The sequence below is a fragment of the Lysinibacillus sphaericus genome (genome assembly GCF_015844675.1).
GTDB lineage: Bacteria > Bacillota > Bacilli > Bacillales_A > Planococcaceae > Lysinibacillus > Lysinibacillus sphaericus_E.
Genome location: NZ_LDGC01000069.1, coordinates 1 through 12984, shown reverse-complemented (window position 1 = coordinate 12984; position 12984 = coordinate 1). Strand labels below are relative to the sequence as shown.

Sequence of the window (12984 nt, the reverse complement as noted above, 5' to 3'; positions counted from 1 at the left end):
TATATACTTGAATTGTCGAGAAACAAGTAATAGAAAGGTGAACTGTGCAAATGAATTTTAACATGAATATCCCAGGATTAAAAGATGTAGAGATTACGAAAGTAGAAGAAGTAGGCGATCGAATCGCATTGTATGTACAATTACCTAAATGTACGCATCAATGTCCAGCTTGTAAAAAAGAAACATCGAAGGTTCATGATTATCGTATACAGAAGATCAATCATTTAAAATGGTTTGAACGTTTAACGATTCTTTTCTATAAGCGTCGTCGTTATGTTTGTAAATGCGGAAAGCGTTTCTCTGAAAAATCCCCCTTCGTAGATAAATATCAACGTTATTCAAAGGAATGGAATCAAGTAGTGAGTATACGCGCTATTAAGGCCAAAACATTTAAAGAAGCTGCAGAAGTACTAGGTACATCAACCACGACGGTCATTCGCCGTTTTAAAAAGGTAGCGAATAAACAATTAGTAGAGGGTGTACGTTTACCAAAAGCGATTGCGATTGATGAGTATAAAGGCGATACAGATGCAGGTAAAAAAACAACAGTGGTACTTACAGCGCTATACAGAAATGTCTGAAACATTAAAAGTAGCTCATGAATTAAAGGAAGCCTATTGTGAATGGTTTGATTGGGCAAAAACAAAGAATGATGTCGTAGAAGTAAAGAAGCGATTACTAGCTTTTTACCGTAAGGTAGAAGAGACAAGATTACCAGCTTTCTTAAAAGCAATTCAAACATTTAAAAACTGGCAAGTAGAAATCTTAAATAGCTTTAGTTTTGGTTATTCTAACGGCTTCTTGGAAGGTATTAATAATAAAACAAAAGTGATGAAACGGAATGCATATGGCTTTCGACGTTTCGATCACTTTCGAGCAAAAATCTTATTAAATTTAAAGTATAAAGAAATCGGGGTTCATCTGGGTTAATGTGCTACACTTTCAAGCTTTGTAAGGTATAGAAATTCTAACTTCAAAATGCCAAAGAAATTAGATGGTAACGACGTACAATTGAAGTACAATGCCTATGAAGATATTGTTTTTGCGAAAGATAACCATACGCAAGTAGCCTTTGATTACACCATTCTCGGCAGCTTGAAGGCTCGAGAACAAGGTGGGAAGAAAGTCAATTTCACCTATGATACAGAGGAACAGTTAACCGCTGTCATCAATGAAAAAGGCGAAGCGTATCAGTTTGAACGCGATACGAAAGGAAATATCATCAAGGAAATCTGCTTTGATGAGATGGAAAGAACATTTGAGCGAAGTCTGGCAGGATTGGTTCAGAGAATTCAACGTCCAGGTGATCGTTGGACAGCGTACCAGCATGATAGTCTAGGAAATGTTATTCGTGCTGATTATTATGATGACACTTGGGAAACGTATGGCTATGACAAAAATGGTTCGTTAATTGAGACTGAAAATGAGCATGTGAAAGTAAAACTGGAGCGAGATTCATCTGGACAAGTGATCAAGGAGTGGCAAAATGACCATTGGATTACGAGTTGTTATGATGAATTAGGCAATCGTTCACAGATTACGAGTAGCTTGGGTGCAAAAATCGATGTCGCCCGTAATGAGATGGGAAATGTGTCGCAAATAACGGCTTCTCGCTCAGAGCAAGAACAGTGGACAGCAGCGATGCAATACAATGAACTCGGTCAAGAGATTGAGAGAATCTTACCAGGAGATGTCATCAGCAAATGGCAGTATGATGTAGCAGGTAGACCAACACACCACCGAATAAGTAGTCAAAACCGTGATACACGAAGACGTGCGTATAATTGGGACGTCAATCACCGTTTACGAAGCATGGTCAACGAGTTAACCGGTGTAAAAGTTACCTATGGTTACGATGAATTCAGTAACCTCGTTTGGTCCAATCAAGGCGGTCAATTTGACTTCTTACACCGCAGTGTCGATGATGTCGGGAATTTGTATGAAACGAAAGAAAAGACAGATCGTGTTTATGGTGCCGGAAGTAGATTGCTTGAAACGAAAGAGGCTACATTCTCTTATGATGAGGAAGGAAATCTCGTTCAGAAAGCCGAAAAGAATGGTGATACGTGGAAGTACGAGTACTATGGCAATGGCATGATGTCGAAGGTCATCAAACCAGATAACGAAGAAGTTTCTTTCAAGTATGACTCGCTAGGTAGACGAATAGAGAAGAGGTCTGAAGCTAAAACTATGAATTTCGTCTGGGATGGGAATACTATCCTACATGAGTATTTCTCGGAGGAAGATTCAGGTGAATTTGAGAACCTAGTGGAGTATTCTTCACGGAGTAAATCTGAAATACCGGACAATTTAGTTACATGGGTGTTTAACGATGGGTTCGTACCTTCAGCTAAAATCACGAGTGAAGGTAGTTACAGTATTATTAGTGATTATCTAGGAACGCCTGTTGAAGCTTATGATGAAGAAGGTAAAAAGGTTTGGTCGGCTGAGCTTGATATTTATGGGCGAGTAGAGGGTTTTATAGGAGAGAAAGACTTTATTCCATTCAGGTATCAAGGGCAATATGAAGACGAAGAAAATGGATTGTATTACAATCGATTTAGATACTATTCACCAATCGAAGGAATATATACACAGCGGGACCCGATAGGACTTGCTGGTGGTATAAATATTTATGGTTATGTTTCAAATCCAAATATCTATGTTGATTTATTTGGATTGACTGGTACATACTTCTTTACTGATGGGGTTACTTCATATATAGGTAAAGGACCTGTTAGTCGTATGTATAGTTCAATGAGCAGTAGAGTTGGTGGAAAAAATAACGTATTAAAAGGAATTCATTTTGATTTTGGTAGTGACAAAATGGGATTCATGGTAGAACATCTTTTGATGGAAGAATACAATGCACGGCAAGCTGATGATTTTGCGAATAGTAAAAAAATGAGTTCGCCAGGAAAGAAAAAATATGTTAATGCAACGAAAAAAGAAAGGCAACTTGCGGAAACATATGCAGAATTAATGAAAGCGTATTACGAAGAAACAAGTTCTGGAATAAAAAAACGAACTGTGATTAAAGGTGGTTGTAAATAATGATGAACTATGCATTTAATGATAGTATTGGCTATTTTGAGATAGATCCACTTTTCCTTGAGGAAGGAATACAGATTGCTGAGAAGGAAAATCACCATTCAATTCGAATCCGCAATTTGAATCTGGCAACAGATTTGAAATGTCACTTAGATTTTTCATCTTTCAACAACAAAACATTTATCAATAAATTGCTGATTAGCGATAATTTTAAATTATCCAAGCATCAAAATATAGAAGCATTAACTACATTATGTAATCTTACAGAAGTTACACTAGGTCAGCCAATAAAGCTTGATTTGAATTATTTTGAAAAATTGGAGAAGGTCGTTGTTGAAAAAGATTACTATCTAAACTTAGATAAACTAGTAAATTTAAAAAGGTTATATGCAATTAAATATATTAAACCAGATTGTAAGGAATTTTGTTCACTAAAATCATTAGAATTTTTGCGTCTTGACACTTCGACTAAGCTAATTTCTTTGACTGGAATAGAGGATTTAGATTCCTTGAAATGGTGTTGGTTCCAGTATCTAAATAATCTAGAAGATGCACAAGCTCTTAATAAACTAAAAGGACTTGAAAGACTCCAAATTGAAAAATGTAAAAAACTTACTGATCTAACATTTTTGGCAGGGAATAGTACTATAAAAGAATTACAGGTTTCAGATGTTGATTCTCTTGAATTTGTGAAATCTATGAAAAATTTGCATAAAATAAATTTTTGGAATTGTAAAAGTGGAGATTTATCACCTTTGTTAGAGTGTCCATCACTAAGAGAGGTTGCATTTCATCCTGAAAAAAGACATTACTCTCACAAAAAAGATGAAATAAATAATTTGTTACAAGAAAGAAATTCCTAGTAAGATGTTGTCAGGTATTTGAATTTGGCTTCTGCTATTTAATAGAAGGTATTTTTCATGCACTATTCATTACTCTATTTTTGGGAAATTAATAAACAAATGTTGTGAAAAAGGTGGAAAAGATACCGATCATATTTGACTAGCAGATACTAATATACTTTAGCATTTCATATCGAATCGTAATTTTAATTCTTACACTGTAGTGCCGATGAAAACATCAATTTCTATGAAATAAAAGAGAAGAAATGTCGCATGTTTTCACATTAAATGCGATTCGTAAGGATTAAAAACTTGGTAGTTATTATAAAAAATATATTTACATCAAAAGGGTAGCATAAATTCTTTGGGAATTATCGCTACTCTTTTTTGTGAATATTTGCCTTTTTGATATGATATGCTTCCCTTTAAATAGACAGGTTAAAAAAATCTGACTATTAAAGGTGTGCACTAAAAAAGTCGATTTGCCACCAAAAATGTGATGCAAACAGGCAAATGTTTTAGAAGATGGCGCGATTACTAAATTTTCCTATAATGATAAATATTTAATTGAAACAGTGACAAATGCGCAAGGCCATGTGATAAGCTTAGCCTATGACGTTGATCTAAACCTGAGTCAAGTAACATTGCCAGATGGGACAAGTTTGACATGGGAATATGACCGTCGTGGGAATTGCACTACAACGACAAATCCGCTAGGGGCCACAGAGAAGTTCCGATATGATAATTTGAATCGTCTCGTACGGGCAAATCTATCAGATGGAAACGACGTTCAATTAAAGTACAATGCCTATGATGATATTGTTTTTGCGAAAGATAACCATACGCAAGTAGCCTTTGATTATACCATTCTTGGCAGCTTGAAGGCTCGAGAACAAGGTGGAAAGAAAGTCAATTTTACCTATGATACAGAAGAGCAGTTAAACGCTGTCATCAATGAAAAAGGCGAAGCATATCAGTTTGAACGTGATACGAAAGGGAATATCATCAAGGAAATTGGCTTTGATGAGATGGAAAGAACGTATGAGCGAAGTCTGGCAGGATTGGTTCAGAGAATTCAACGTCCAGGTGATCGTTGGACAGCCTACCAGCATGATGGCCTCGGAAATGTTATTCGTACTGATTATTATGATGACACTTGGGAAACATTTGGTTATGACAAAAATGGTTCGTTAATTGAGACTGAAAATGAGCATGTGGCCGTAAAGCTGGAGCGAGACCCATCTGGACAAATAATCAAGGAATGGCAGAATGACCATTGGATTACTAGTAGCTATGATGAATTAGGCAATCGTTCACAGATTACGAGTAGCCTAGGCGCAAAAATCGATGTCGTTCGTAATGAAATGGGCGCTGTGTCGCAAATCACGGCTTCTCGCTCAGATCAAGAACATTGGACAGCAGTGATGCAGTACAATGAACTCGGTCAAGAGATTGAGAGAATCTTACCAGGGGATGTCATTAGCAAATGGCAGTATGACGTAGCAGGTAGACCAACACACCATCGAATAAGCAGTCAAAGCCGCGATACACGAAGACGCACGTATAATTGGGATGTCAATCATCGCTTACGAAGCATGGTAAACGAGTTAACCGGTGTAAAAGTTACCTATGGTTATGATGAATTCAGTAGCCTCGTCTGGTCCAATCAAGGCGATCAATTTGACTTTTTACACCGCAGTGTCGATGATGTCGGAAATTTGTATGAAACGAAAGAAAGAACGGATCGAGTTTATGGCTCCGGTGGCAGATTGCTTGAAACGAGAGAGGCAACATTCTCTTATGATGATGAAGGTAATTTAATTCAGAAAATTAGGGATAATGGTGATACATGGAAGTATGAATACAATGGCAATGGCATGATGTCGAAGGTCATTAGACCAGACAAGACAGAAGTTACTTTCAAGTATGACGTGCTAGGTAGGCGTGTGGAGAAGAGTTGTGAAGATAAGAAATGAAATCCTGTTTAGAGATGTTAAAATCAATTTTTATTACTGTACTCAAAAGTTTATTGACTTTATTGAAAATAATCAAATTAAAGGATTATCTTTTGAGAAAGTTGGGAATGCAACCTGAGTATATGGGTATAGATCGAGACTCAATATGACAAACGTACCAATTTTTGGATTATGGGATATAAATATATAATTCTGCTTTTTGTAAGGTGCAAAGGCACTGAATACTTTAAAGTCGGAGGGTGCTCGTTTCTTGCCTGTGGAGGCAAGAAATTCAAAGCAGAACCTAGCCTTCAATATAATATTTAGGAAATATAATTAATCAATAAGTTTAATGATTTTTTATCATAGCCTTATTAAGGTATATTAATTTACTGTATGAAACGGCTTTGTCATCACATGTTTTTTTATTAGTAAGTATCACGAAATAAATTTTTTAACACCGTCCAGAGAGGCTGAAAAGGGCTTCGTGATTTTATTAAGCTAATAATTTCTTTGTTTTGGCATACCCTTTTGTCCACTGTGACAGAAGGGCTTTTTTTTATGTGCAGGGCATATGCAATAACCGCTGCATTTTTAGGATTCAATATAGGGTGCCGACCTAGTATGAGCGAAGTCTGGGTAGGATTGGTTCAGCAAATTCAACGTCCTGGTGATTGTTGAGCACTGAATCAACATGAAGGTATAGGAAATGTCATTCGAGCTGATTATTATGATGATACCTGGGAAACGTTTGGCTATGACAAAAATGGTTCTTTAATTGAGACTGAAAATGAGAGTGTGGCCATAAAGCTAGAGCGAGACCCATCCGGTCAAGTAATCAAGGAGTGGCAAAATGATCATTGGATTACGAGTAGCTATGATGAATTAGGTAATCGTTCTCAGATTACAAGTAGCTTAGGTGCACAAATCGATGTCGCTCGTAATGAAATGGGCGCTGTGTCGCAAATCACGGCTTCTCGCTCAGATCAAGAACATTGGACAGCAGTGATGCAATACAATGAACTCGGTCAAGAGATTGAGAGAATCTTACCAGGTGATATCATTAGCAAATGGCAGTATGACGTAGCAGGTAGACCAACGCACCATCGAATAAGCAGTCAAAACCGCGATACACGAAGACGCACGTATAATTGGGATGTCAATCATCGCTTACGAAGCATGGTAACCGAGTTAACCGGTGTAAAAGTTACCTATGGCTACGATGAATTCAGTAACCTCGTCTGGTCCAATCAAGGCGATCAATTTGATTTCTTACACCGCAGTGTCGATGGTGTCGGGAATTTGTATGAAACGAAAGAAAAGACAGATCGTGTTTATGGTGCCGGAAGTAGATTGCTTGAAACGAAAGAGGCAACATTCTCTTATGACGAGGAAGGAAATCTGATTCAGAAAGTTAAGAAGAATGGTGATACGTGGAAGTACGAATATAACGGAAATGGGATGATGTCGAAAGTCATCCGACCAGACAACACAGAAGTTACTTTTAAGTATGACCCACTAGGCAGACGAACAGAGAAGTGTTCTGACGAGAAAACAATAAGTTTCGTTTGGGATGGGAATACTATTCTACATGAGTATTTCTCGCAGAATAATTCAGATAAATTTGAAGATCTAGAGGAATATTCTTCACAGAAAAAGTCTGAAATACCTGATAATCTAGTCACATGGTTATTTAATGATGAGTTTGTACCTTCAGCAAAAATTACGAGTGAAGGTAACTACAGCATTGTTAGTGATTATCTTGGAACGCCTGTAGAAGCCTATGATGAAAAAGGCAATAAGGTTTGGTCAGCAGAACTTAATATTTATGGTAGAATGGAAGAATTCACAGGCCAGAAAGATTTTATTCCATTCCGTTATCAAGGTCAATATGAAGATACTGAGACAGGACTTTACTACAATCGATTCCGATACTATTCACCAAATGAGGGTGTTTATACTCAGATTGATCCTATTGGGCTTGCTGGTGGGAATCCTACTCTATACGGATATGTGAAAGATCCTAACACATGGATTGATGTGTTTGGGTTGGAAACCATATTTGTAAATCCAAATGACATTAATTTCTCACAAAGGACTGTATCAGAAGTAAGGGTATTTGATGCATCTAAGTATACACCATTAAATGTTATCAAAGTTGATGAACAACTGGTATCTTACGGCAATAGAAGATTACTCGCTGCTCAAAATGCAGGAATAGAAAAACTTGAAGTTAATGTTGTAAAAGCAGAAGACAAACATCCTGATTCTACAAAAGGGAAGACTTGGGGACAGAAATTCAAAGAACGGTTTAACGACATAAGGAACAAAAAAGCAGGTGGAGTTGTTCCTGATAAAGGATTGAAAGAGAAACCTATAGTTCCTTGTAAAAAATAAAGGAGATTTTATGAGTATAAATAAGTTGATTGAAAATTTTGAGTGTCCATTAATTAATGCTTTTTTCTTTTCTAATGAAGATATACTAGTTTTAGATAATAACAACGAATGGATAAGAGTGTTATGCAAATCGACAATTGAAAGTTTTTTCAAGTACAATGATGGAGATTCTGTATGTCATTTTGATATATTGAAAAAGTATGAAACAGATGATTTTATTGTAAGCATTGGAGAAGGTAGTTTTGGAGGAGACGGTATTGTTCAATTGAATGATAAAACAGGAAAATTAATTTGGTTCTTATTTTTAGATAATAGTAATCCTTTTATAAAAGCAGAATTAGAAAATGATTCTATTCAAGTAACAAGTACAAAGGGTATTAAAATTAAAATTCCAATACGTAACCCTGAAAAAATCTCCATTGTAAAATAAATTGATATGAAATACCCTAGTTGTCGACTTTAATTCTAACTATCTAGGTGTTCCAAGCTTGCCTATGACAGTCAAGGCAAGCTTGTATGGTCAATGGAGCTGGATATGTATGGAAAGGTAGAGAACTAACCGAAGAGTAGGATTTTATTTCAGATTCCCGGGTCAATACCATGATTTTGAAACGGGATTATACTATAATCGCTTTCGCTATTATGACCCAGAAATGGGTATGTACACTCAACAAGACCCGATTGGATTAGCTAGAAATAATCCTACTTTGTACGGGTATGTTGGTGATGTAAATGAACTTTAAGATAACACTTAATAACAACATAAAATTAGGGGAACTTGACACTGAAGATTGTACAATTTCAGATGCTATTGATAGTACGTTTACAAATTTAGAATATTTCATATTGAAATGGAATAACTCTTTTTTTCAACTAAACTATCGATTAGATAGCAGATAGTATCTAAGATATTATCAAGATGTTAGAATCAAAAGGAAAGACAACATAAAATAATATTCCCTAGTCAGCATTTTTTTGAATCATGGGAATTGCACACAATCGATGGGGTTACATGTATTAAATGGAATGATGATGAAATAACTGATGTTGTAACTATTGAATCTATTTTGTATATAAAAGAATGGTTAAAATTATTACAACAGAGCCATGATTGTGTATTATTAGTAGGATATAACAATGAGAACTTAGAAGACTTCTATTTGTTAGAAAACCTAGAGAGGTTTTCTATAGGCGAAGAAACGTTTAGGACTGACAGATATTTATATAATGATAACAACACTATTCAAACTATTATTAGAGACGGTTTCTTTGAAGAAAAAATAAATGTTTTACACACAAGGACATTTAGATTTGAGTATGTAAATGGAGATGTACTTATTTACTCGAAACAATTGAAAAAAAATCTAAAAGTTGTTGAAGATTTGTATACCTCTAGAAAGGCAAAAAAAATAAACATTGATCAGAGACAGGTAATGCGAAACGAAAATAGAGAATTAAGATTAGAGTGTCAGAAATTGTAATTAGCGGATGCTTTACGCTGTGACAGTAAAACTGTTCGTCATCAAACGAAAAGTACTATACGCTACTAAATGTAAAAAATGTTTATTTAACATTTTGTATTTTATTATAGTTTAAAGTAAATATAGGGGAATTAAATTTCTAAAGAGGAAGCAAAAGATATACTACATCTGAGGGAGTTCTTATGGAATTAAGAAAAAAACTAGGTAATCCGTTAGAAAAGCTCAATATAGATGATATAATTACTTATTTTATTGAAGGATCGACTTCATTTGAGAATGATGCGTATAATGAGCCTTATCATTTATTAGAAAAATATAGTGATAATAAATCAGGAGATGAAAAATATGATGTGATATTATCGTATTATATAGAAATTTTTAGGAAACAGGAAATTGAATTAAAACTATATTTTTCAGAAGGAAAAAGGTATTTACATGCAATAGAATTTTATGAAGATTCCCCGAAACTATTTGATTTCCAGGAGCAATTGGAATCAAAAAATATTAATGTGTATGTTTGCACATATGAAGAAATTGATTGGGATTATGGAGTGATCATTTTAGATCAAACAAAGGCCATACAATTTAGAGTAAATACATCTTTAAATAAATATGAGATTTTTCAGATTGAGGCTCCGTATGTTGGCGAAGATAAAGCGGAGCGAACAGCTGGTATGATGAGAGGGATACAAGTATCATATAAGCAGATTAGTTTTCAAGAATTGAAAGCATCTCGTTTTTGGTAATAAAAATGGTTTTCTTGCTGATCTACTCTCACAAGCTGATGAAGATTATTTTTATGATGAAAATTGGAGATTAAAAGAAGAATTTCGAGAAAAGATACAATAAGGAATGGGGAATTTTAAACAGAGCAAAAAATGAATTGAAATATAAAGAAAGTAGATTAGTTTAAAACTATTTTTATAAAACACACATAAACGAAGGTATATAAGCCTGCTTTATGTGTGTTTTTGTTAGAAATGAAATTGTTTCATCCTTTGTATTTTTTGCTTGCTATGATGTTAAAGCAACAAAATTCCTATGGGAGCGGTACACTTACATGAATGGAGTATTGCAAAAGAAAGTGACCTATCCTAACCAAAAGACGAAAACCTAACAACATGGATATTTGAAGCAGACACCTTCATCCCTATAGCCAAACTACAAGTGCTGGCAGCTACAGTATTATCACCGACCCACCGGTAAGTTCCTATGATGAAGAAGGAAAAGAAGTTTGGAAAAGAGAATTAGACATATATGGTAGAGAAAAACTAGAACTAACCGAATACAAACAAGTAAAAAATTCACAGGAGAAACAGATTTTATTCCATGTGAAGCGATATACTACTGAATTAACGATAAAACTTAGGGAGGAAGCAATTAATTTTGCTAAGGAACAAGGTTATATAAAATGTCCTTAAAAACTAATAAAACGGAAAGGGGGATTTTAATTGTTTGCTCAATGCATTCCTTTTGAAGATCATGTGAGAGGTAGAATAGGTGGTAATCCTCCAAAATTGATTGAAGAACAAATACCTGATGATTACAGGTTTTATGCAACTCTAGTTCATCCAGAAAAGGAGGATGTTATGCTTTCTATTATTATTCATAAGAATTTTGATACTTTTATAAATGTCAACACCAATATGTACATTTTCGCTCGTTTAAGAATGTACAAAATTACTCGTTTTCCGAGGTTAAATGATGCTTTAATCGGTATGAATCGCCTACGATTGAGACAACGCTTGCGTGATGTAAAATACGATCTAAAATCGCATTCGCTAACTTCGGTTCAGGGAAAATTTCATCCCATGATTTGAAGTTCACATTCGTTGTGAAAATCGTGCTACGTTTCTCATATCGGGCATCAATGAGCTGGAAAAACAGCTTCGCATCCTCTGGATCAATTGGTAAATAACCAATCTCATCAATGATTAGTAGTTTATATTTCGTATAATGTTTTAAACGGCTCTCTAAGCGGTTTTCTAAACGGGCTTTCTTCAGATTCTGAATTAAATCATGGCACTTTATAAAATAGGTACTTGTTCGTTTTTTAGCTGCAGTAATACCGATTGCTGTGGCCAAATGGGTCTTACCGACACCACTTGGACCAAGGAATACAATATTCTCATTTTCTTCGATAAAACGAAGACTTTGAAAATCGAGTATTTGTTGTTGATTAATACTTGGTTGAAAATCAAAATTAAAATCCTTTATTTCCTTTAAATGTGGAAATGCAGCGACTTTCACCATCGCATGAATCATATTATGCTCACGTACATCAATTTCATAGTTTGTCAATTTTATAAGTGTATCAATAAAAGAAAGTTCATTTTTAATACTAAAGTCGATGACTTCATTCAAATGGATGCCCATTTGCTTTAATTTTAAATACGCTAAGTTTTGCTGTAGTTGCTGGTAATTTGTACTCATTAATGAATTCATTTATACATTTCTCCAATCGCAGCTAAGTTCCGTTTCGCTAAATCGTTAATATCAGGGTATTCAGGCATTGCCTTTGCCATTAATTCACGATAATGCGCCTCTTGATAATTTAGTTTTGCTTCACTTATTTTGTGTTGTGCGATTAATTCCATGTTATAATAAATCCATAATTGATTATCGTACACTTGTAGCCCTACTTTTTTGCCTTGATACCCCGGTGGTACGGAGTATTGATTGGACTTGTAGGAAATCATGCTCGATGCATTGACTTTCACAAGCGTATGGTTGATTCGATAGGAATCTCTTACTCGTTCAGTTGGTAGCTGGAGTAAGTGATTCCTTTCTTTTTGCCATTCTAAAATCGGAATTTTATTCGTCCCTTGATGAATTTCATGATTAATACGATTACATAGTTTTTCAATATAGGCTTGTAACTCAACTATATTAAACTTCCCTTGATAGGCGTGGATTTCATCTAGTAATTTCATCGTTGTTTCCACTTTTCCTTTTGTACGAGGACGACCTGCTACACACGGCCTCACCTTAAATCCAAAATCTCTCGCAAATTGAGCGAACTTCGTATTTACTTTTCCTACAAAATGTTCTGTTCGTGCTTCGTCCATCACAGTTTTCATATTGTCAGTGATGAGTTCTTCTGGTACACCACCCATTTTTTCAAACGTGTCGGTTAAGAAAGAAAATAAAACTGCTTGCGATTTGGAAATACTCATATAAAAGAATCGCATACGAGAGTGGCTCAGCACTAACACAGCTACATTAATTTCCACCTGTTCACCATTACTTGTTTCATAA

Annotated in this window: 9 protein-coding genes and 2 pseudogenes; 9 read left to right on the top strand and 2 right to left on the bottom strand. The window is 35.2% G+C overall.

Features of this window, described 5'->3' with window-relative positions:
• The first annotated feature begins 44 nt into the window (after window positions 1-44).
• From ABE34_RS16840 to ABE34_RS16800, 9 genes and pseudogenes are all read left to right on the top strand, one after another.
• A pseudogene (locus ABE34_RS16840) lies at window positions 45-930 on the top strand (transposase).
• A gap of 48 nt (window positions 931-978) precedes the next feature.
• A complete protein-coding gene (locus ABE34_RS16835) occupies window positions 979-3054 on the top strand; it encodes an RHS repeat domain-containing protein (RefSeq protein ID WP_197143628.1) in 2076 nt (691 codons plus the stop codon).
• Complete coding sequence (locus ABE34_RS16830) at window positions 3054-3914, top strand: hypothetical protein (protein WP_197143627.1); 861 nt, start codon at window positions 3054-3056, stop codon at window positions 3912-3914. The genes ABE34_RS16835 and ABE34_RS16830 overlap by 1 nt, the downstream gene beginning before the upstream one ends.
• A 641-nt stretch (window positions 3915-4555) precedes the next feature.
• Window positions 4556-5869, top strand: coding sequence for an RHS repeat protein (locus tag ABE34_RS25675; RefSeq protein WP_197229812.1), 1314 nt, complete (start codon window positions 4556-4558; stop codon window positions 5867-5869).
• Window positions 5870-6646: 777 nt separating this feature from the next.
• Window positions 6647-8245: an RHS repeat-associated core domain-containing protein gene (locus tag ABE34_RS25490; protein ID WP_197143625.1), complete on the top strand. Its 1599-nt coding sequence runs from the start codon at window positions 6647-6649 to the stop codon at window positions 8243-8245.
• 10 nt (window positions 8246-8255) lie between these two features.
• The gene (locus ABE34_RS16815) at window positions 8256-8675 is read left to right on the top strand and encodes a hypothetical protein (RefSeq protein WP_197143624.1); all 420 of its coding nucleotides are present in this window, start codon (window positions 8256-8258) and stop codon (window positions 8673-8675) included.
• A 205-nt stretch (window positions 8676-8880) separates the two neighbouring features.
• Window positions 8881-8988: pseudogene (locus ABE34_RS25670) on the top strand (hypothetical protein); the annotation flags it as partial.
• A 246-nt stretch (window positions 8989-9234) separates the two neighbouring features.
• Window positions 9235-9726 carry a hypothetical protein gene (locus ABE34_RS16805; RefSeq protein WP_197143623.1) on the top strand — a complete coding sequence of 164 codons (492 nt, stop codon included), beginning with the start codon at window positions 9235-9237 and terminating at the stop codon, window positions 9724-9726.
• A gap of 182 nt (window positions 9727-9908) precedes the next feature.
• Window positions 9909-10472 (top strand): hypothetical protein, encoded by a 564-nt coding sequence (locus ABE34_RS16800; RefSeq protein ID WP_197143622.1) that lies wholly within the window; start codon window positions 9909-9911, stop codon window positions 10470-10472.
• 934 nt (window positions 10473-11406) lie between these two features.
• Here the strand turns inward: ABE34_RS16800 and istB are convergent.
• A complete protein-coding gene (istB, locus tag ABE34_RS16795; protein WP_197142911.1) occupies window positions 11407-12159 on the bottom strand; it encodes an IS21-like element helper ATPase IstB in 753 nt (250 codons plus the stop codon).
• An 8-nt stretch (window positions 12160-12167) separates the two neighbouring features.
• A partial coding sequence (locus ABE34_RS16790) for a Mu transposase domain-containing protein (protein ID WP_197142901.1) occupies window positions 12168-12984 on the bottom strand: 817 nt, incomplete at its 5' end.

What these genes read in the sequence shown, in the direction of transcription:
- ABE34_RS16835 (WP_197143628.1), top strand. Translation starts at nt 979, where the DNA reads ATGCCAAAGAAATTAGATGGTAACGACGTACAATTGAAGTACAATGCC.
- ABE34_RS16830 (WP_197143627.1), top strand. Translation starts at nt 3,054, where the DNA reads ATGATGAACTATGCATTTAATGATAGTATTGGCTATTTTGAGATAGAT.
- ABE34_RS16815 (WP_197143624.1), top strand. Translation starts at nt 8,256, where the DNA reads ATGAGTATAAATAAGTTGATTGAAAATTTTGAGTGTCCATTAATTAAT.
- ABE34_RS16800 (WP_197143622.1), top strand. Translation starts at nt 9,909, where the DNA reads ATGGAATTAAGAAAAAAACTAGGTAATCCGTTAGAAAAGCTCAATATA.
- istB (WP_197142911.1), bottom strand. Translation starts at nt 12,159, where the DNA reads ATGAGTACAAATTACCAGCAACTACAGCAAAACTTAGCGTATTTAAAA.